The following is a 19,337-nucleotide window of genomic DNA, read 5'->3' as shown; positions in this document are numbered from 1 at the left end:
TCTAGGTACAGCACCAGTGGTGTCTGCGAATAGGACGGCCGCAGTGCCTACTGGCCGCGCGTCGGTCTTGGGGGACTACAAGAGGGCCAGTGCGGCCTTACGCCTCCGCGGGGCTGGTGGGCCGTGTCGCGTAACGGTGGCGCATGGCGTCGCTGGCTGCGGGACCTGCGGTGAAGACGTAGGTGTCGCTGTCGTCGAGTCGGCGGCCGGTCTTGGCGTCGACGACGACGGGCTCGACTTCCTCGCCGTTCTGGGCGTCGATGAGGATCATGCTGCGTTCGGACGGTGTGAGGCGGGAGTTGCCCCACGCGGCCAGGGCGACGATCACCGGTCGCAGGGAGTGCCCGAGTTCGGTGAGAACGTACTCGTGGCGGACGGGGTTGGTCTGGTACGGCCGGCGCTCCAGTAGCCCGTCCGCGACGAGGGTTTTCAGCCGAGTGGTGAGCATGCTGGAGGAGATTCCCAGGCTCTCCTGGAACTGGTCGAAGCGTGTGTAGCCGTCGAAGGCGTCGTGGAGGATTAGCAGCGTCCACCACTCGCCTACGTGTTCCACCGTCGTGGACAGCGGGCACTCCCGGTCCTCCAGCCTGATCCGGCTTGCCATGGCGACCATCCCCTCGGTTACTGCTAAAGTCGAAGTTAGTAGCTTCTATTTTAGCAGTAATGGCGGGAGCGGTGCCTTCTGCGCCTGCACCCGGGAACGGAGCACACCGTGACCACATCCATCAGCGAATCCCTCGAAGGCCGACGCGCTCTGGTCACCGGCGGCACCAAGGGCACCGGAGCAGCCATCGCCCGACGTCTCGCCCAGGCTGGCGCAACCGTACTGGTCACCGCCCGCAGCCGCCCCGACGACGTCGAGGAGAAGGCGTTCATCACCGCCGACCTGTCCACCGCCCAGGGCGCAGCCCACGTAGCCGCCGAGGTGGACGCCCGCGTGGGAGGCGTCGACATCCTGGTCAACACCCTCGGCGGGTCCGAGGCACCGGCCGGAGGGTTCGCGGCGCTCGGCGAAGACGACTGGGCCAGGGAGCTGAACACAAACCTGCTGGCCGCCGTCCGCCTGGACCGAGCACTCCTCCCTCACATGATCACTAAGGGCAACGGCGTGATCGTGCACGTCACCTCGATCCAGCGCCGCATGCCACTGTGGAACGGAACCCTGGCCTACGCCGCCGCCAAGGCCGCCCTGACCACCTACAGCAAGGGCCTGGCCAACGAGGTCGCCCCGCACGGCGTCCGCGTCAACACCGTCTCGCCCGGCTTCATCCAGACCTCGGCCGCCGACAACCTCGTCGCCCGGATCGCCCGCGACGCAGACATCACCCAGGAAGCGGCGCTGGGCCGGCTCATGGACTCCCTGGGCGGCATCCCGCTCGGTCGCCCCAACCGGCCCGAGGAAGTCGCCGAACTCGTCGCCTTCCTCGTCTCCGACCGCGCCTCTGCCATCGTCGGCGCCGAACACGTCATCGACGGCGGCACCACCCCCACCGTCTGAACCCGCCACCATCCCAAGGAACGTCATGCACGACAACCAGCCCCGAACCAGCACCCCGGACACCCTGCCCGAGGTGATCACCCGCTACCTGAAAGCGCACCGCGCCCACGACACCGCCACCGCAATGACGGCGTTCACCGGCGAAGCCACAGTGATCGACGACGGCAACACCTACGAGGGCACCGAGGCGATCGAGGGGTGGCTCGACCGATCCGCCACCGAATTCACCTACACCATCCACCTCACCGACGCCCAGCAGACCGACGCGACCCGCTACATCGCCACCCACCGCCTCGAGGGCAACTTCCCCGGCGGAACCATCGATCTGCGCTACCAGTTCACACTCGGCGACGGCCTCATCGAACGCCTCGTCATCGAACCCTGAGTCCCCTCCCACGCCACCCGTTGCCGCCTAATACGAGATGCCCGCTCGCCCCGGACCGCCGTTCCATGCCGCCGTGCCCAACCCCCGGGCCAGCCCTCTAGTTCGGGATCAGCACGTGCACGCCCGCCTGAGGAATCAAGGTGAGCAACTCCGAGGCCATCCTCAGCACAGGGTGGAGAGATTCAAGAATCCCCGTCAATACGCCAGATCTCGGTGTCGGACCTTGAGCTGGTCATGATGACCGACCGTCGGCCATGCACGGAGGCGCCATGGCGACCGCTCTTGGTCAGCGCGAGATAGAACTGGTCCTGGTCCATCTCGGCGTCGACTTTCGCGCCCGTGGTCAACTTCCCTTTACAGGTGGTCGACTTCAACGCCCGCATTACGGAACGCGGCTCTTGTTCGAGGTCGTGGGCGTCGTCGTTGAACTCGCCGACGTTCCCGATCAGTCGGACGCCTGCCATCTCTTCCGCCGAAATACCCTCGGTCAGCAGACAAGCTGCGTCGCCGCACAGCAGGGCACGGCAAGGGGTGCAGGGCACGGGCAGCAAGGAGGCGGCCGTGGGCGTCGATGAGCCGAGAGAGGCGTCAGGTGGATGCTCGGTACTGGGGAGCGCGCGGGCGGCCATCACGGCGGTCTGCATCACCACGTAGCGGATCTGAATGAGCGCCTGCGCTGGGAAGCCGCGATGCAGCAGGTCCGCATCGCGTACGCCGAGTCATACCTCGTGAAGCACCTCGAAGCACAAGCGGAAAGATGGCGTCACGCGACGGGCCTCGGCAAGTACCTCAGCACCGTCCGCCTCCACGTGGCGAAGCTCCCCGACGGACAGGCCAAAGACGACGCAGAAGCATGGACCACATGGGCCGAAGCGCACCTCCAACACCTCAACCGCGTGAACACCCCGCCCCGCCTCCCAAAGATCCCAAAACCGCAAGCCGAGGACTCGAAGCCCTTCCTGCACGGCTGGAGCCCGTACGGCCCCTCGTACTGAGACCAGCCGTCCCATCCCGGCACCCCGCCACGGACGAAGCCCGGAGCGTGCATATCGCGCTCACCGATATCACCATAACCCGGACAGCAAACGAGCACTTTCCTGACCGGAACTCTGCGGAGCAGCGACCTCCAGGCCCGTCTGACCTGCACCTAATCGCACATGACACCCCATCAGAACGAGCGTCAAATGAGCGTCACGAGCGTCATTTCAGCGTCAAGATATCGCCCGTAACGCCCATAGCGCACATAATGCACACTGCTAAAGCCGCAGGTCAGGAGCCCTTCGCGGCCGGTTCAAGGATCGCGACACACTCGACATGATGCGTCATCGGAATGAGATCGAAGCATGCTGCCCCCGCCATTTAGCTCCAGTGATTCAGACAGCATGGCGGCCGAACTCCCGGAAGTGCCGCCCCTCGATCGCCGTAGGGCGACCGACAGGCCCGAACTCCTGGCGCTCGGCGGTCAAGTCGCCAGCTTGTGGATACCGCACCCCATGGACCGCAAGAATCAAGGGCCGTGAGCGCCCCCGACAACCGACTCCGACGCAGAGAGCTCAACCTGACGCCTTGCCAGTAATGTCAGCACAGGGTCAGCATCGACCCGCCCGAAGACGGTTACGCAGGACGACAGCTGCACATAGGCTGTCCTCCCCTGAGATATCCGCTGACCTGGCAGAATGCAGCCCTGGAGCCGAACCGGCAGAGCTAGGAGCCGCCCCGTGTTCTATTACGTGCTCAAGTACGTCATTCTGGGGCCACTGCTGCGCCTGCTGTTCCGGCCCAGGATCGAGGGATTGGAGCACATCCCGGAGGACGGTGCGGCCATCGTCGCCGGCAACCACCTGTCGTTCTCCGACCATTTCCTGATGCCCGCGATCATCAAACGGCGCATCACCTTCCTCGCCAAGGCGGAGTACTTCACCGGCCCGGGCCTGAAGGGAAGGCTGACTGCCGCGTTCTTCCGGAGCGCCGGGCAGATTCCGGTGGACCGGTCCGGGAAGGACGCGGGGCAGGCCGCGATCCGTGAAGGGCTCGGGGTGCTGAGCAAGGGCGAGCTGCTCGGGATCTACCCGGAGGGCACCCGTTCGCACGACGGCCGGCTCTACAAGGGCAAGGTCGGTGTCGCGGTGATGGCGCTCAAGGCGCGGGTGCCCGTCGTGCCGTGCGCGATGGTCGGTACGTTCGAGATCCAGCCTCCCGGCAGGGTCGTGCCGCGCATCAAACAGGTCACCATCCGCTTCGGTGAGCCGCTGGACTTCTCCCGCTACGCCGGCGTGGAGGACCAGAAGGCGGCGATCAGGGCGGTCACCGACGAGATCATGTACGCGATCCTCGGGCTCTCCGGTCAGGAGTACGTCGACGAGTACGCGGCCAAGGTGAAGGCCGAACAGGCCGAGCAGGCGAAGAAGTTCCCGAAACGGCGACGCTGACGGCGAATCCGCGAGGGGCGAACTCCCGTGGTCCGACGGGCCGGCCGCCGCCTAGCGTGCACCTCATGGGCAAGGGACACGCATGGGTTCTCGGAGCAACGGGACAGATCGGGCGGGTGGCCGTGCGGGCACTCGCCGAGGACGGCTGGAAGGTGACGGCAGCCTCGCGGGCGGGCGGGCGGGACGAGCGATGGGCCGATGAGGTACGGGCAGTCGCCCTCGACCGCGACGAGGAGGGGGCACTCGCCGCGGCGCTGGGCGACGGGTGCGACGTGCTGGTCGACATGGTGGCGTACGGCGAACAGCACGCCCGGCAGCTGATCGGGCTCGCCGACCGGATCGGTTCGGCCGTCGTCATCTCCAGCGGCGCGGTGTACGAGGACGACCGCGGCCGCAGTTTCGACACGCAGGGCGAGCCCGACGGTGCGCCGCAGTACCCGCTGCCGATCCCCGAGACGCAGGCCACGGTGGCACCCGGCGCTGCCACGTACGGGACCCGGAAGATCCGGCTGGAGCGGGATCTGCTGGCGGCGGGTGACGCTCTGCCGGTGACGCTGTTGCGGGCCGGTGCGATCCATGGCTCGTACTGCCGCTCCCCGCGCGAACTGTACTTCGTGAAACGGCTCCTGGACGGCCGCAGGCGCCGGGTGCTCGCGCACAACGGTGCGAGCCGGTTCCATCCGGTCCATGTGTCCAACATCGCCGAGCTGATCAGGCTCGCCGCCCTGCGGCCCGGATCGCGGGTGCTCAACGCGGGCGATCCGACGGCGCCCACGGTCGCGGAGATCGCGTCGGCGATCGACGGGGTGCTGGGCCTGGAGACGGAGACGGTGCTGGTGGACGGACCACCTCCCGCAGGGCACGTGGGCGAGACGCCGTGGAGCAGTGCCCATCCCATCGTGTACGACATGACGGCCGCCGAGAAGGAGCTCGGCTACCGGCCGGTCACCGGCTATGCGGAGTCGCTGCCAAAGACCGTGGAGTGGCTCGCCGCGCGGCTGGACGGACGGGACTGGCGGGACGCCTTCCCGGCGATGCTGCGGGCGTACGGCGAGGTTCTCTTCGACTACTCGGCGGAGGACGCCTGGCTGGAGCGGTACGACCGGGGACTGTGAACGGTCCTCGTACGGCAGGACGGGCGGCCGGTGGTTCTCCGGCCGCCCGTCCCTTTCACTCAGTCGCCTACGGCTTCGGCGTGGCGTGCGGGGTGCACGTCACATCCTGCCCGTCGGTCTGCCCGGTGAGCAGGTAGGTGTCCACCCGCTCGTTGATGCAGGGGTTGACCAGGCCCGTGACGCCGTGCGAACCGGCGTCCTTCTCGGTGATCAGACGCGAACCCTTGAACCGCTTGTGCAGCTCGACGGCGCCCTCGTACGGGGTGGCGGCGTCACGCGTGGACTGCACGATCAGCACGGGCGGCAGACCCTTGCCGGTCTTGACCTCCAGCGGGGTCTGCTGCTTGGCCGACCAGGTCGCACAGGGCAGGTTCATCCAGGCGTTCGCCCAGGTCATGAACGGGTAGTCCTTGTGCAGCCGGGTGTTGTCGCGGTCCCACTTCTGCCAGTTGGTGGGCCACTTGGCGTCCGCACACTCGACGGCCGTGTACACGGCGTTGCCGTTCTCGGAGGAGGCGTTCCCCGCGAGGTCCGACATGTCGGGGCCCGCGGCGTCGACCAGCGCCTGGGTGTCGCCGGCCCGGTAGTTGCTCCAGGTCCGGGCAACGAGCGCCCAGGTGGAGTCGTAGTACGGCGCGTTCTGGAAGAATCCGATGAGCTCGGCGGGTCCGACGACCCCACCGATCGGGTTCTTCTTGGCCGAGGCACGCAGCTTCAGCCACTCCTGCTCTACCTGGGCAGGGGTGGTGCCGATGTGGAAGGCCGCGTCGTTCTGGGCGACCCATGCCTTCCAGTCGTCCCAGCGCTTCTGGAAGGCGATGTCCTGGTTGAGGTTGGCCTCGTACCAGATGTTGTCCTTCGCCGGATTGACCACGCTGTCGACGATCATGCGCCGGACGTGGTCCGGGAACAGCGTGCCGTAGACCGCCCCGAGGTAGGTGCCGTAGGAGACGCCCAGGAAGTTGAGCTTCTTCTCACCGAGCGCGGCGCGGATGACATCCAGGTCGCGTGCGGTGTTCGGCGTGGTCATGTGCGGCAGCATGTCGCCGCTGCGCTCGGCGCAGCCGTCCGCGTACTCGGCGGCGAGCTTGCGCTGGGCGCGCTTGTCGGCCTCGCTGTCGGGTACCGGGTCGGCCTTCGGGGCCTTTACGAACTCCTGCGGGTCGACGCAGGAGATCGGCGCCGAGTGGCCGACACCGCGGGGGTCGAAGCCGACGAAGTCGTACGCCTTCGCTGCCTTCGTCCACAGCGGGTTCTTATTGGTGATCCGGGTGGGGAAACGCAGCCCGGAACCACCGGGGCCGCCCGGGTTGTAGAGCAGCGCGCCCTGCCGCTCCTCCTTCGTACCGGTGCTGACGTGCCGGTCGACCGCGAGCTTGATCTGCTTGCCGTCGGGCTTGGCGTAGTCGAGCGGTACGGTCACCCAGCCGCACTGGATGGGTGTGGCCAGGGCCCAGTCGGCCGGGCAGTCCTTCCAGTCGATGCCGGCGTGGGCCGCCCGTGCGGCGGCGATCTGGACGCCGCGCGCCTCCGAACCGCTGTGGTGGCGGCCGTCGGCTGTGGCCGTCGGTGCGGTTAGCGCGCCGACTATGAGCGTGCCCGCGATCAGAGTGCCGGCCGAGCCGAGCACTGCTGTGCGTCTCAAGTGGAACCTCCCCCATTGTTTGAAGCGCCGCAGAAAGCGACGCAGTTCACATCGGGTCCTCCCGCGGATCCTGTCGCCTGTGGGGTTCCTGGGAACAGGCTGTACACGCACTTCTTTACCGAATCGATAACCGGAGACCCGTGTCCCGCTGAGCGGTGCCCACCCGCGTCAGGCGTCCAGCAGCTCACCCAGGGCGTCGTCCAGGACGGTACGCAGCAGTCGAGCATCGGGGGCCACCGCGGTCACCAGCACCCCGGGGCCGGCGAGACGGGTGAGTACGGCGGTCGGCCCCAGCAGTCGGGTATCGGGGCATTTGTCCTCGAATCCCGGGTCCACGACCAGGAGTTGGCCGACCGCGCGATGGCCGCCGAGTACGGCCCCGCCGTCCCAGCCGCCGGGCGCCCCGGGACCGTACGCCACCTCCTGGTCGAGGAGCGGACGGCCGACACGGTGGACGGTGAGGCGGGCGCCGAGGGTGCCGGTGGACTCGCCGTGCCGACCGAGGACCTGCTCCTCACGCAGCACCAGCCGTGCCGTGGCGGCGAGTTCGACCCGGGTGGTCATGTGCAGCTCGCTGCCGGACGCGGAAATGAGCTGCTCCGGAAGCCAGTTGAGAACTCCCCGCTCTCCGACGGTCAACGCGACGTCGTACGAGGCGGGTTGGGGTATCCGACCGGGTCCTGGCAGCGCGACAGTGGCCGCTGCGGAGTCCACCGTGAGCCGGGCGCCCTCCTCGACGCGCGCGGCGATGGAGAGCCGGTCGCCGCCCAGCGGTGCGCTCATCGCACCGACGACGGTGACGCGGGCGTACGGGGTGGTGGTGGCCCTGGTCCGGCGCAGGGCGAGCGGCCCGTCGCTCTCCAGCACGGGAAGGGCCGTGGCGCCGCGGCCGTCGAGGACGGCGGTGATCCGGGCGGCCGCCTGGACGCTCATGCGGTCCAGGCGGCGAGCTGTGCGCGCACCCAGGCCGCCACGGGGCCGACCCCTTCGCCGGAGGTGAGAGAGGTGAAGGCTACGGGCAGTGCGCCGCGCTGCTGTGCGGCATCGTGGGCCATCCGGTCCAGATCGGAGCCGACGTACGGAGCGAGGTCGGTCTTGTTGATCACGAGGAGGTCGGAGGTGGTGACGCCGGGGCCGCCCTTGCGCGGGATGTCGTCGCCGCCCGCCACGTCGATGACGAAGATCTGGGCGTCGACGAGGCCCTTGGAGAAGGTGGCGGTGAGATTGTCGCCGCCCGACTCGACGAGGATCAGATCGAGAGGTCCGACGCGGTCCTCCAGGTCCTCGACGGCTTCGAGGTTGGCGGAGATGTCGTCACGGATGGCGGTGTGCGGGCAGGCGCCGGTCTCGACGGCCTGGATGCGCTCGGGCGGGAGTACGGCGTTGCGAAGCAGGAACTCGGCGTCCTCGCGGGTGTAGATGTCGTTGGTGACGACGGCGATGGACAGCTGGTCACGCAGCGCACGGCAGAGCGCGGCGACCGTCGCCGTCTTGCCGGAGCCTACCGGCCCGCCGAGCCCGATGCGCAGGGCGCGGCGGGTGCCGTCCGGGCGTGCGGCATCGGCGCTCACCGCGGCCGGGCCGTCGTGGGAGTGGTCGAGATGCATGGGGTGCGGCTCCTGGTGGGGTGTGGTGCGTGTGGTTCTACGAGGCGAACAGGCGGACCGGCCACGCGGCGTGGGCCTCCGCGGTGATGTCGAGCAGCGGCGCCGATGCGGCGGGCAGCGCGTCGATGCCGCTCCGTGCTGCGACGGCGGCCTGTTCGGCGACCCGGTCGAGTTCGGGTGCCAGGCGGGCGAGGACAGCGGTGGCCTCGAAGGGGTTCAGGGAGAGCAGCCGGACCACCGCGGTGGCCGGTCCGCTGACCGTCTCGTACGCCACGCAGTGCGCCGCGTCCTCGGGCCCGAGCCCCGCCGCACGTGCGGTGAGGCCGAGCACCACGGGCTGGTGGGCGCCGCGCGGGCGGGCCTGGGCGAGCGCGGCGAGTTCGGGGCTGGGCCAGGTGGCGCGGGCGGCCCGCATCAGCTGACGGCCGAGCTTGCGCGCGACCGCCCGCAGGGCGGGCGACGGGGTGCGCGCGTCGGCGGCCTCGTCGAGGGCGAGCGGGTCGAGGCCGTGGGCGGCCGCCGCGGCGAGTGCCGCGGTGGTGAGTCCGGTGGTGTGCAGGCGGCCCCGGCAGAAGGCGGCCAGGTCCTCGGCGTTACGGATGCGTCCTGCCTCGACGGCCGGTTCGGCGCCACCCGAGTGGGCGTGGCCACCGGCGGGGAACCGGCCGTCGGCGAGGACGAGCAGAGCTGCGCGGCTCATCACATGCCCTGTCTCAGAAGAGGAAATAGCGTTGGGCCATGGGGAGTTCGGCGGCGGGCGCGGGTTCGACCGGTTCGTCGTCGATGGTGACGGCGAAGCTGTCCGGGTCGACGTGGACGCGCGGCAGGGCGTCGTTCTCCCGCATGTCCGCCTTGGTCACGCCACGGGTACTGGTGATCGGTACGAACCTCTTGCCGAGTCCGAGGCGTTCGGGCAGCCCGTCCTCGATGGCCGCGCTCGCGACGAAGTTGAACGAGTTCGCGGCGGGCGCCCGGCCGAGTGCGCCGAACATGGGCCTGGGCATGACCGGCTGCGGGGTGGGGATGGATGCGTTGGCGTCGCCCATCTGCGCGTACGCGATCTGTCCGCCCTTGATGACGGTCTGCGGTTTGACTCCGAAGAACGCCGGCTCCCAGAGCACCAGGTCGGCGAGTTTGCCTGTCTCGACGGAGCCGATCTCCTGGTCGAGGCCCTGGGCGACAGCCGGATTGATGGTGTATTTGGCGACATAGCGACGGACCCGGTGATTGTCGGCCCGACCGTCGCCGGGCAGCGGGCCACGGCGCTTCTTCATCACATGGGCGGTCTGCCAGGTGCGCAGGACGACCTCGCCCACGCGGCCCATCGCCTGGGCGTCGGAGGAAATGATCGAGATCGCCCCGAGGTCGTGGAGGATGTCCTCGGCCGCGATGGTGGACGGCCGGATCCGCGATTCGGCGAACGCCAGGTCCTCCGGCACGGCGGGGTTGAGATGGTGGCAGACCATCAGCATGTCGAGGTGTTCCTCGATGGTGTTGACGGTGTGCGGCCGGGTCGGATTGGTGGAGCTCGGCAGGACGTACGGCTCGGAGACCACGGTGATGATGTCCGGGGCATGCCCGCCGCCGGCGCCTTCGGTGTGGTACGCGTGGATGGAGCGCCCGGCGATCGCGGCGAGGGTGTCGGCGACGAATCCGGCCTCATTGAGGGTGTCCGTGTGGATGGCGAGCTGCGCGCCGCTCTCCTCGCACACCTTCAGGCAGGCGTCGATGACGGCCGGGGTGGCCCCCCAGTCCTCATGAATTTTGAATCCGAGTGCGCCGCCGCGCAGTTGGGCCCGCATGGCGTCGCCGGACATCGTGTTGCCCTTGCCGAGCAGCCCGATGTTGACGGGGTAGGTCTCCAGCGACTCGAACATCCGGGCCAGGTGCCAGGCTCCCGGAGTGACCGTGGTCGCCTTCGTGCCTTCGGCCGGTCCGGTGCCGCCGCCGACGAGCGTGGTGACACCGGCGGAGAGCGCCTGGTCGACGATGGTCGGCGAGATGAAGTGGACATGGGCGTCAATGGCGCCGGCCGTCACGAACTTGCCGTTGCCGGCGATGATTTCGGTTTCGGGGCCGATGACGAGGTCGGGGTGGACGCCGTCCATCGTGTCCGGGTTGCCGGCCTTGCCGATCCCGGTGATCCGGCCGTCGCGGATGCCGATGTCCGCCTTGACGATGCCCCAGTGGTCGATGATGACGGCACCGGTGATGACGGTGTCGGGGGCTCCTTCGGCGCGGGTGGTGCGCGCCTGGCCCATCGACTCGCGGATCACCTTGCCGCCGCCGAACACCGCCTCGTCGCCCGCGAGTCCGGGACCGCCGGAGCGGTCCTCCTCGACCTCGACGAGCAGATCGGTGTCGGCGAGCCGGATGCGGTCGCCGGTGGTGGGCCCGAACAGATCGGCGTACACGGCGCGGTTGAGCTCAGCCATCGAGGGCACCTCCGGTTTCGCCGCGCAGGCCCGGGACGATGCGCCGTCCGGCGAGGGGCACGAGTTCGATGTCGACGGGGATGCCGGGCTCGAAGCGGACGGCGGTTCCGGCGGCGATGTTCAGCCGCAGGCCGTGCGCGGCCGAACGGTCGAAGTCCAGACCCGGGTTGGCCTCGGCGAAGTGGTAGTGCGAGCCGACCTGGACGGGCCGGTCGGCGGCGTTGAGGACGGTGAGGCGGGTGACGGCTCGGCCCGCGTTGAGCGGCACGGGCCCGTCCGCGTACAGGATCTCTCCGGGGATCACGGCGGCGCCCCGTCAGACGATCGGGTCATGGACGGTGACGAGCTTGGTGCCGTCCGGGAAGGTGGCCTCGACCTGGACGTCGTGGACCATCTCGGGGATCCCGTCCATGACGTCGTCGCGGGTGAGGACCTTCCGCCCGGACGCCATCAGCTCCGCGACCGTACGGCCGTCGCGGGCACCCTCCAGCAGATGCGCAGTGATCAGCGCGACCGCCTCGGGGTGGTTGAGCCTCAGTCCACGTGCCCGGCGCTTCTCCGCCACATCGGCAGCCACATGAATGAGCAGGCGTTCCTGCTCATGCGGGGTCAGTTGCAACGTGTCCACCTCACAGTCCTTCGCCCAGTCCGGTTCTGGGCGCAGCGAGACATTAACCGTGCTCAACAGACTGTTGAACGCAGAACCGCTGTCTCACGACGAGGTATTGCAGGTTAGGGCGCAAGTTTTTCCGGCGCGTTAACTGATCTTTTGCAGATCCATGGACATCAGCCCGCGCAGGCCGTCCTCCAGCACCTCGGGCGCGGCGTCCCCGAACATGGCCAGCTGCGCAATGAACCCCTGGGCGGTGGCGATCAGCGTGCGGGCCACATGGTCGGACGGCACATCGGCGGCGAGCATGCCGGTGTCGCGGTACACCTCGACCAGCTCCGTCCAGGCCAGCCGCAGACCGCCGTACGCCTCACTGAGCGTGGCGGCCAGCCGCTCGCTGCGCAGCGTCTCGGACCACACCTGCACGATCAGCCCGGCGTAGGCCTGCCGGTCCATTCCCCGGTCGTCGCCGCAGAACAGCGTGCGCGTCACCCGGCCGATCAGCACATCGGGGGTGGGCGGCGGGCTGACCCGGGCAGCCTCCTCGAACGCCCGCCGGACGCCGCCGACCGCCTCCCCGGCAATGGCCGCGATCAGATCGTCCTTGCCGCTGAAGTATCGGTAGACCGCACCCGCGGAGAGACCCACCTCCTGCAGGACGTCCTGCATCGACGTGCCGTGGAATCCGTTCCGGGAAAAGCAGCGCGCGGCGCCGTCGAGGATCTGGCGGCGGCGGGCATCGAGGTGTTCCTGGGATACGCGAGCCATGCGGCCAATCTAAAACGAACATTCCTTCTTGACAGCTCCCGCACCGGCGGAACAGTGAGTGCGAAACGCAAAACGAACGATCCTTCTCTTTGAATCGAGGCCCCATGCCCGCCACGCCGAGCCGCCGCATGGTGGCGGTCGTCCTCCTGATCCCGGTCGTGGTGACCATCGCACTCTGGGCCTTCGTCTGGCCCGCCGCCCGGATCGCGCCGCGCCACCTGCCCGTCGGCATCGCGGGCTCCGCGCCCGCCGCCGACCGGCTCCAGCAACAGTTCGAGCGGCACGGCGACGCCTTCGAGGTGCACCGTTACGGCGGCGAGGCCGCGGCCCGTACCGCCATCGAAAACCGGGTCGTATACGGCGCGGTCGTGACCGCACCCGAGGGCCCGCACCTGCTGACCGCGTCCGCGGCGAGCCCGGTGGTCGCCCAGCTGCTGCGCGACGCCGTCACCGCACAGGCCCCGACGGGCAGTCAGGTGCCGGTCACGGATGTCGTGGCGGCGCCCGCCCGGGATCCGCGCGGCAGCGCGCTCGGCGCGAGCTGAAGCTGCGCGGCGGCCGGGCCGCCGCGGCGCTGATCGGTGTCGCGGCGCTCGTCGGGATCGCCGCCACAGCCCTCACGGACAGCTGGCTCGGGGTGGTCACGGGCAACTGGTGGGCCGAGGCCGGGGCGCTCGGGCTCACCGTGCTGGCCATCGGCGCGACCGTGGCCGGGTTCGCGGCACTGATCGGCCCGCCCGGGGTCGGGCTCGGCGCCCTGGTCATGGTGCTGCTGGGCAACCCGTTCTCCGGCGTCACCAGCGCGCCCGAATTGCTGCCCCGGCCGGTCGGCACGATCGGACAGCTGCTGCCGCCCGGCGCGGGCGGATCACTGCTGCGGTCGGTCGCTTTCTTCGACGGCAGCGCCGCGGGCGGCGCCGCACTGACCCTCACCGTCTGGGTGGCCCTGGGACTGACCGCCGTTCTCGCCGGAGGCCGACGCCGGGCACTGGCGACGGTCCCGGCACCCGGCACGCCGGAGCCGGCTCTGGTGGGCTGAGTCCCACCGCCACGGCCGCCGTGCACCCCTGCCGAAGCGGACGGGGGTGCACGGCCTTTGCGTGCAGAGGCGGTCAGTTGCCCCCGTCGCGCTGTCCCCGGTGTTCCGCGGCGATGCCGAAGCGCCGCCGTTCGCCCGGAGCGGACGCCGCGGGGCCGATCGAGGAGACCGAGCTGATCACCTGCTCCTCCGCGACGGCCGCGTCGTCCTCCAGTCGCTCCAGGTCAGCGGCCGAGACGAGCGCCACGAGCGGCTTTCCGTGCCGCGTCACCACGACCCGCTCGCCGCCGTAGACGACGCGGTTGATCAGTTCGGCGAGTTCAGCTCGCGCTTGCGTCACCGGAATCTCGTAGGCCATAGTCCCCATCATAACCTTCTGTACGTCCTGTACATTTTTTACGGATGCCCCTGCAGGCGCGTACAGACACCGGAGGAGAGGCCAGCCATGTTCCGCCCTGCCGCCCGTTACGTCCTGCCCGAGTTCACCGAGCGCACGACCGACGGGACCCGCACCCTCGACCCGTACTCCAAACTGCTCGCCGAGCGCATCGTCTTCCTCGGTACCCCGGTCGACGACACCGCCGCCAACGACCTGGTCGCGCAGTTCATGTATCTGGAGCACGCCGCGCCCGAGCGGCCGATCTCCCTCTACATCAACTCCCCCGGCGGCTCGTTCGGCGCCATGTCCGCCATCTACGACACGATGGACTACCTCACCTGCGAGGTGGAGACGTTCTGCCTCGGCCAGGCCGGTTCCAGCGCGGCGGTCCTGCTCGCCGCGGGCGCTCCCGGCCGACGGCACGCCCTGCCCGGGGCCAGGGTCGTCGTCCAGCAGCCCGAGCTCCCGGAGCCGGTTCAGGGCCAACCGTCCGATCTGGAGATCGAGGCGCGGGAACTGGTCCGCGTCCGTGAGCTGCTCACCCGCATGCTGGCCCGCCACACCGGCCGCAGCGCCGAGCGAATCGCCGCCGACTTCGAGCGCGACCTCATCCTCGACGCCGCCGGAGCCAAGGCGTACGGGCTGGTGGACCACGTCCTGGAGAACCGCAAGACGTCGCTCCCGCCGAACAGCGTGAGGTGAACCGCCGATGCAGCCACCCCACCTCCCACCGCTGCCCGCGCTGACGCGCGCCGAGGCCGAGTTCATCGACTGCTACCTGGAAGTGCTCGACCAGCTGGGCCGGATCAACCCCGCCCGCGGCAGCGACACCTACGGCGCGCTGCGCGCGGCCCAGGCACTCGCCTCGCGGTCGGGCGCCCTGCGGGACGCGCTCACCTTGATGCACGAGCGGGGTGAAGCACAGATCCACGCCGCCACGTTGGCACGGGCACTGCGCGTGTTGGACGGGGAACGGCGGGCCGAACGGGTCACCGTGCCCCCGGCCCCGATGAGTTGATCATCTCTCCATAGGCGACACGCCCGGCACGCTGATCGAATTTTCTCGCTCGTCCGGCGCAAGGAATCCCCCACGAGAGGGACAGCTCGACTTGCGCCGCCGACGTGGACGGTGAGCGAAATATGCCGTTCCGCCGCTGGTACGGGACCGGTCGAGGCAGCCTGACGAGTACCCAAATCACCCCTCGCCCACCCGAATAGACCATTGGTGGTGAACTTCCCATATCGCTGTCTTACGTCGGAAATCCGGCAGTCGGTGAGTCAAGATCCGTGGGACGACAAGCCCCCGCCACCACGGCGAGGCGGTCCGGGCGGACGCCGAGTCCTGCCGCCGCCCGGATGACTGGTCGACAGAAGTGGATCGGCAGGAGTGGAGGACCCGAGCGCAACGGGTCGACCGGGCATCCGGTCGTCCCTCGGGGTGAAGCCGCATCGCGCGGCCGGGCAACTTCGCCAGCCCGAACCCGACAGGTCATCCTTCACAGGCGGCTGACGAAGGGTTGCGCATGACTGCGCAGGTTCATGTCCCGTTTCTGATCACCCGGGCCGGTACGGCCACGGTTCTGACGCTCGCTGCCGTCGGCGGCACCATGATCGCCCCCGGCGCCGTGTCCGACGCCCAGGCCGCGACGCATTCGACGAAGGTCCTCAAGATCGCCGCGTCGAAGAAGGGATCGCCGTACCGGTACGGGGCCACCGGCCCCCATCGCTTCGACTGTTCCGGCCTGGTGCTGTACACGTTCAAAAAGGTGGGCAAGAGGCTCCCACGCACCGCCCAGCAGCAGTACAACAAGACCCGCCACGTCTCGGCATCGAAACGGAAACGCGGCGATCTGGTCTTCTTCCACTGGGGGCGAAGTGTCTATCACGTGGGCATCTACGCCGGCAGGGGGAAGATCTGGCACTCTCCGAAGACCGGTTCCGTCGTGCGGCTGGAGAAGATCTGGACGAGGAGCGTCTGGTACGGACGAGTTCGCTGACCCCTCCGATTCTCCTCAGGCTCCCCCATTCACCACGTGGTTCAGTGCACCAGGGGTCCGGTCACCAGGACCAGCCCCAGCGCGGTGAGCGCCGCGCCGCTGCCGCCCTCGATGGCGCGGGCGGTACGCGGCCGGCGCAGCCACCGGCCCAGACGGTCCACCAGGAGCGCCACGGACGGGAACCAGATCAGCGCGAGCAGCACGACGACGGTGGCCAGCAGCAGGGTCCTGGGGAGGGGCGGCTGTCCGTCAGGGACGAATTGCGGCAGCAGGCTCAGGAAGAGCACGGGCGCCTTGGGGTTCAGAGCGTTGGTCAGAAAGCCCTGGCGCAGGGCGCGCCGCGCGCTCGTCGCCGTCGGCCCTCCGTCCACTCGCGTGTCCACGCCCGCATCCCTGGTACGGCGTCGTGCCGCGTGCACGCCGCTGATTCCCAGATAGAGGACGTACGCCCCGCCGAGCAGCTGCACCGCGCGGAACAGGACGGGCATCGTGACCAGGACCGCCGCGAGCCCGGCGACGGCGAGCGCCGTGTGGATGAGCAGTCCCCCGGCAACCCCCAGCGCCGTGGCCACCCCGGCCGCACGCGAGGCGAGTGCGTTCCGTACGACCACCGTGAAGTCCGCGCCCGGCAGCGCCACCATCCCTGCGGCGACCCCGATGAAGGCGATCAGTTGTCCGTCCATGGGTCCACCATGGACCGACGTAGCCTTCAGCATGTACTTGCAATCTTCTGGGTCTGCCAAAAGGAACGCTTAATGTTCGACCCGACGCGGCTCGCGGCGCTGGTGGCGGTCGCCGAGGCCGGTTCGATCACGCGCGCCGCCGCCCGCCTCGGCTACACCGCGCCCGCACTCTCCCAGCAGCTGGCCAAGCTGGAGCGGGAGGCGGGCGCCGCGCTGCTGGTGCGCCACCACCGTGGCGCCCGGCTGACGGCCGCGGGCGAGTTGCTGGTCGTACGCGCCCGACGGGTCCTCGACGAGATGGACCGTGCGCGCCACGAACTGAGCCGACTGGCCGGGCTCTCCGGCGGACGCCTCCGGGTCGGCACGTTCACCACGGCGGGTATCCATCTGCTGCCGCCGGTACTGAGCGCGTTCCGGCGCGCCCACCCGGATGTGGAGCTGTCCGTCACGGACTACGAACCGCCCGGGGGGATCGCCGCCGTCGCCTCGGGCGAGGTCGATCTGGCGCTGACCCATGCGTACGAGCCGGGGCCCGCGGCGCCGGTGCCGTCCGGGGTCTGCGTGGAGCCGCTGCTGGTCGAGGAGCTGGTGCTGATCACTGCGGTCGGCCAGGTGCTGTCCGAGGGCACGGGACGGCTGCCGGTGACGGAGCTGGCAGGCCGGCCGCTGATCAGCAGCGCACCGGCCCATCCGCCCCGCCGCGGGGTGGAGAACGCCCTGGCCGAGGTGGGGGCGACGCCCGCGGTGGTCTGCGAGTCGCCCGGCTATGCCCTGGTGTGCGCCCTGGTCAGCGCGGGGATCGGGATGGCGGTGGTGCCGGAGATGGTCGCCGCGATGTCACCGACTCCCCTGTCCGTGCGGCGGCTGGAACCCGCGGCGTTCCGGCGGACGATCTCGGTGGTGCACCACGGCGAGCGCGCGAGCGGAGCGGCGGCGACGCTGTGCGCACTGCTGCGCGGCGGCTTCGGGCGGGCGACGTCGGCGCAGTGACGTGCGCCGCCCGCTCGGGCAGTCAGGTCCGGTCGGGTACGGTCCACGGGAGCGCGAGCCAGACGGTCTTGCCCCCCTCGCTGGTGGGCGTGACCCTGAGACGTCCGCCGCACTCCTTGGCCAGACAGCGGATGATCACCATGCCGCGACCGTTGTCCTGCCGCACGGCGGCGGGCAGGCGCTGGGGCCAGCGGGGGTGACTGTCCGTCACCCCGAGATGCAGCTCCTCCTCACGCTCCAGCCGGAGGTCCACGGTGAAGGTGGGCGACTGACCGAAGGTGTGCTGGACGGCGTTGGTCACGAGTTCCGAGACGATGAGCCGGATGGTGTCGGCGGTCTCGGTGTCGTCGGGCAGTCCCCAGTCGGCGAGCACCCGGGCCACGTATCTCCGGGCTGTGGGGACCGAGACCGGCTCGCTGGGCAGAGTGACACGTGCTTCTTGATGGTCTGCCATGGCGAGCCGTCCCTTTCCTGCCCGGACCGACCCGCGACCGGTCCGGGATGTGCTTCGCGCCAGATTGCCACTGATGCTGCCCGCTGTGACGGCGATCCGACGAGATATGCATATATCTGTCGCTCGAAGCGGTGAACTCCGGCCCGGACAGGCGTGGGTGGCGGCACACTGGCCCCTCGGTACGAGAGGGAGGGAGGCCGCCGATGCAGCACGGCCCCGCAGTACGTCGCCGCAAACTCGGGGAGGAACTGCGGAGTCTGCGCCACACGTCCGGACTGACCAGTCGGGACGCCGCACGGATCCTCGGCTGGCACCAGTCGAAGGTGAGCCGGATCGAGACCGGTGCGAGCGGGGTGAAGCCGGCCGATGTGGGCCGGCTGCTTGATGCCTACGGCGTGGACGACGCACAGTTACGGGCGCTCCTGGAGATGCTTGCGGGCTCGGCGGGCGGTGGTGGCACGGGCTGGTGGCACGCCTACCGCGGCCTCATCCCGCCCCAGTACCGGGACTTCATCAGTCTGGAGTCCCAGGCCCGGACCGCCCGCACGCTGGAAACCTCGGTGGTTCCCGGACTGCTGCAGACCGCCGACTACGCGCGGGCGGTGACCCGTTCGTCCCTGGACGGGCTGCCCGCCGGTCAGCTGGACTCGCTGGTGGAGGTGCGGCTCGCGCGGCAGGGGGTGCTGCGGACGGACCCGCCGTTGCGGCTGACCGCAGTGCTCGACGAGGCGGTGCTGCGGCGCGAGGTCGGCGGGCGCCGAGTGATGCGTGAGCAGCTGCGCCATGTGGCACGGTTGTCCCAACTTCCCCATGTGCAGGTGCAGTTGCTGCCGTTCTCGGTCGGCGGATACATCGGCATCACTGGACCGTTCGTTATCTTCTCATTTCCGAATACTTCCGATCTGGATGTGGTCGTTCTTGACCATTTGACGAGTAGCCTCTACCTGGAGCGGAAAGAAGACCTTGAGGCGTACAGCTCGGCCTTCCGCACGATGCAGGCACACGCGTTGTCGCCGGAGCACTCGTTGGACCTCATCGCCGCGATCGACCGCGACGGTTAGGAACCTCAGACTGCCCGAGGGGGCCCGATGTCCGATTGCCTCGCACAGCACGAGTTAATGTGGCGGCGCAGTAGCCGCAGCACGGGTATGAACAACTGCGTGGAAGCAGCTCCGTTCGGCGCGGAACAGCTGGCCGTGCGGGATTCCAAAGATGTGTCCAGGCCCCCGCTGCGGTTCTCCGCGGCGGCCTGGACTTCGTTCGTCTCCGGTCTGAACGACGGTCCGGTCGGCTGACCGGCCGG

Annotated in this window: 24 protein-coding genes, 1 pseudogene and 1 riboswitch; of the genes and pseudogenes, 12 read left to right on the top strand and 13 right to left on the bottom strand. The window is 69.4% G+C overall.

Annotation, left to right across the window (positions count from 1 at the left end):
- Positions 1 to 97: 97 nt before the first annotated feature.
- Positions 98 to 604 (bottom strand): helix-turn-helix domain-containing protein, encoded by a 507-nt coding sequence (locus tag OG972_RS35090; protein WP_266988467.1) that lies wholly within the window; start codon positions 602 to 604, stop codon positions 98 to 100.
- 108 nt (positions 605 to 712) lie between these two features.
- Between OG972_RS35090 and OG972_RS35085 the strand changes: the two genes are divergently transcribed.
- Complete coding sequence (locus OG972_RS35085) at positions 713 to 1,498, top strand: SDR family oxidoreductase (protein WP_266988465.1); 786 nt, start codon at positions 713 to 715, stop codon at positions 1,496 to 1,498.
- A gap of 25 nt (positions 1,499 to 1,523) precedes the next feature.
- Positions 1,524 to 1,883 carry a nuclear transport factor 2 family protein gene (locus tag OG972_RS35080; protein ID WP_266988463.1) on the top strand — a complete coding sequence of 120 codons (360 nt, stop codon included), beginning with the start codon at positions 1,524 to 1,526 and terminating at the stop codon, positions 1,881 to 1,883.
- 182 nt (positions 1,884 to 2,065) lie between these two features.
- Here the strand turns inward: OG972_RS35080 and OG972_RS35075 are convergent, their stop codons facing one another.
- Positions 2,066 to 2,533 (bottom strand): hypothetical protein, encoded by a 468-nt coding sequence (locus OG972_RS35075; RefSeq protein WP_266988461.1) that lies wholly within the window; start codon positions 2,531 to 2,533, stop codon positions 2,066 to 2,068.
- 39 nt (positions 2,534 to 2,572) lie between these two features.
- Between OG972_RS35075 and OG972_RS35070 the strand changes: the two genes are divergently transcribed.
- From OG972_RS35070 to OG972_RS35060, 3 genes are all read left to right on the top strand, one after another.
- Positions 2,573 to 2,878, top strand: a complete 306-nt coding sequence (locus tag OG972_RS35070; RefSeq protein WP_266988459.1) for a hypothetical protein — start codon at positions 2,573 to 2,575, stop codon at positions 2,876 to 2,878.
- Positions 2,879 to 3,601: 723 nt separating this feature from the next.
- Complete coding sequence (locus OG972_RS35065; RefSeq protein ID WP_266988457.1) at positions 3,602 to 4,312, top strand: 1-acyl-sn-glycerol-3-phosphate acyltransferase; 711 nt, start codon at positions 3,602 to 3,604, stop codon at positions 4,310 to 4,312.
- A gap of 65 nt (positions 4,313 to 4,377) precedes the next feature.
- The gene (locus OG972_RS35060) at positions 4,378 to 5,427 is read left to right on the top strand and encodes an NAD(P)-dependent oxidoreductase (RefSeq protein WP_266988455.1); all 1,050 of its coding nucleotides are present in this window, start codon (positions 4,378 to 4,380) and stop codon (positions 5,425 to 5,427) included.
- Positions 5,428 to 5,494: 67 nt separating this feature from the next.
- Here the strand turns inward: OG972_RS35060 and OG972_RS35055 are convergent, their stop codons facing one another.
- The 8 genes from OG972_RS35055 to OG972_RS35020 form a co-directional block, all read right to left on the bottom strand.
- Positions 5,495 to 7,072 carry an alpha/beta hydrolase gene (locus tag OG972_RS35055; protein ID WP_266988453.1) on the bottom strand — a complete coding sequence of 526 codons (1,578 nt, stop codon included), beginning with the start codon at positions 7,070 to 7,072 and terminating at the stop codon, positions 5,495 to 5,497.
- A 168-nt stretch (positions 7,073 to 7,240) separates the two neighbouring features.
- Entirely contained in the window at positions 7,241 to 8,005 is a 765-nt protein-coding gene (locus OG972_RS35050) for an urease accessory protein UreD (protein ID WP_266988451.1), read from the bottom strand.
- Complete coding sequence (gene ureG / locus OG972_RS35045) at positions 8,002 to 8,679, bottom strand: urease accessory protein UreG (protein ID WP_266988449.1); 678 nt, start codon at positions 8,677 to 8,679, stop codon at positions 8,002 to 8,004. Before ureG ends, OG972_RS35050 begins: the two co-directional genes overlap by 4 nt.
- Positions 8,680 to 8,716: 37 nt before the next feature.
- Positions 8,717 to 9,379 (bottom strand): urease accessory protein UreF, encoded by a 663-nt coding sequence (locus OG972_RS35040; protein ID WP_266988447.1) that lies wholly within the window; start codon positions 9,377 to 9,379, stop codon positions 8,717 to 8,719.
- A gap of 13 nt (positions 9,380 to 9,392) precedes the next feature.
- Positions 9,393 to 11,114: an urease subunit alpha gene (locus OG972_RS35035; protein ID WP_266988445.1), complete on the bottom strand. Its 1,722-nt coding sequence runs from the start codon at positions 11,112 to 11,114 to the stop codon at positions 9,393 to 9,395.
- A complete protein-coding gene (locus OG972_RS35030) occupies positions 11,107 to 11,418 on the bottom strand; it encodes an urease subunit beta (protein WP_266988443.1) in 312 nt (103 codons plus the stop codon). Before OG972_RS35030 ends, OG972_RS35035 begins: the two co-directional genes overlap by 8 nt.
- A 12-nt stretch (positions 11,419 to 11,430) precedes the next feature.
- Complete coding sequence (locus tag OG972_RS35025; RefSeq protein ID WP_266990894.1) at positions 11,431 to 11,733, bottom strand: urease subunit gamma; 303 nt, start codon at positions 11,731 to 11,733, stop codon at positions 11,431 to 11,433.
- A gap of 138 nt (positions 11,734 to 11,871) precedes the next feature.
- Positions 11,872 to 12,492 (bottom strand): TetR/AcrR family transcriptional regulator, encoded by a 621-nt coding sequence (locus OG972_RS35020; RefSeq protein ID WP_266988441.1) that lies wholly within the window; start codon positions 12,490 to 12,492, stop codon positions 11,872 to 11,874.
- Between the two features lie 104 nt (positions 12,493 to 12,596).
- Between OG972_RS35020 and OG972_RS35015 the strand changes: the two are divergent.
- Positions 12,597 to 13,531, top strand: a pseudogene (locus tag OG972_RS35015) (ABC transporter permease).
- Positions 13,532 to 13,604: 73 nt separating this feature from the next.
- Here the strand turns inward: OG972_RS35015 and OG972_RS35010 are convergent.
- Entirely contained in the window at positions 13,605 to 13,889 is a 285-nt protein-coding gene (locus OG972_RS35010; RefSeq protein WP_266988439.1) for a type II toxin-antitoxin system Phd/YefM family antitoxin, read from the bottom strand.
- Between the two features lie 87 nt (positions 13,890 to 13,976).
- Here OG972_RS35010 and OG972_RS35005 point away from each other — a divergent pair, with 87 nt between their 5' ends.
- From OG972_RS35005 to OG972_RS34995, 3 genes are all read left to right on the top strand, one after another.
- Positions 13,977 to 14,612 (top strand): ATP-dependent Clp protease proteolytic subunit, encoded by a 636-nt coding sequence (locus tag OG972_RS35005; RefSeq protein WP_266988437.1) that lies wholly within the window; start codon positions 13,977 to 13,979, stop codon positions 14,610 to 14,612.
- 7 nt (positions 14,613 to 14,619) lie between these two features.
- Complete coding sequence (locus tag OG972_RS35000) at positions 14,620 to 14,928, top strand: hypothetical protein (RefSeq protein WP_266988435.1); 309 nt, start codon at positions 14,620 to 14,622, stop codon at positions 14,926 to 14,928.
- Positions 14,929 to 15,243: 315 nt separating this feature from the next.
- A riboswitch (cyclic di-AMP (ydaO/yuaA leader) is annotated at positions 15,244 to 15,430 on the top strand.
- Between the two features lie 3 nt (positions 15,431 to 15,433).
- Complete coding sequence (locus OG972_RS34995; protein WP_266988433.1) at positions 15,434 to 15,907, top strand: C40 family peptidase; 474 nt, start codon at positions 15,434 to 15,436, stop codon at positions 15,905 to 15,907.
- A gap of 41 nt (positions 15,908 to 15,948) precedes the next feature.
- Here the strand turns inward: OG972_RS34995 and OG972_RS34990 are convergent, their stop codons facing one another.
- A complete protein-coding gene (locus OG972_RS34990; protein WP_266988431.1) occupies positions 15,949 to 16,590 on the bottom strand; it encodes a LysE family translocator in 642 nt (213 codons plus the stop codon).
- Between the two features lie 72 nt (positions 16,591 to 16,662).
- On the opposite strand from OG972_RS34990, the gene OG972_RS34985 reads away from it, so the two are divergent.
- Positions 16,663 to 17,580: a LysR family transcriptional regulator gene (locus tag OG972_RS34985; protein ID WP_266988429.1), complete on the top strand. Its 918-nt coding sequence runs from the start codon at positions 16,663 to 16,665 to the stop codon at positions 17,578 to 17,580.
- A gap of 22 nt (positions 17,581 to 17,602) precedes the next feature.
- On the opposite strand, the gene OG972_RS34980 is transcribed toward OG972_RS34985, so the two are convergent.
- Positions 17,603 to 18,034: an ATP-binding protein gene (locus OG972_RS34980; RefSeq protein ID WP_266988427.1), complete on the bottom strand. Its 432-nt coding sequence runs from the start codon at positions 18,032 to 18,034 to the stop codon at positions 17,603 to 17,605.
- A 203-nt stretch (positions 18,035 to 18,237) separates the two neighbouring features.
- Between OG972_RS34980 and OG972_RS34975 the strand changes: the two genes are divergently transcribed.
- Both OG972_RS34975 and OG972_RS34970 read left to right on the top strand, forming a co-directional pair.
- Positions 18,238 to 19,095 (top strand): helix-turn-helix transcriptional regulator, encoded by an 858-nt coding sequence (locus tag OG972_RS34975; protein ID WP_266988425.1) that lies wholly within the window; start codon positions 18,238 to 18,240, stop codon positions 19,093 to 19,095.
- Between the two features lie 27 nt (positions 19,096 to 19,122).
- Entirely contained in the window at positions 19,123 to 19,329 is a 207-nt protein-coding gene (locus OG972_RS34970; RefSeq protein WP_266988424.1) for a DUF397 domain-containing protein, read from the top strand.
- Positions 19,330 to 19,337: the final 8 nt, after the last annotated feature.

It is taken from the genome of Streptomyces sp. NBC_01669, from assembly GCF_026339735.1.
GTDB classification, from domain to species: domain Bacteria; phylum Actinomycetota; class Actinomycetes; order Streptomycetales; family Streptomycetaceae; genus Streptomyces; species Streptomyces yanii.
The sequence above is the reverse complement of the archived record's forward strand: the minus strand, read 5'-3'. Positions and strand labels throughout refer to the sequence as shown.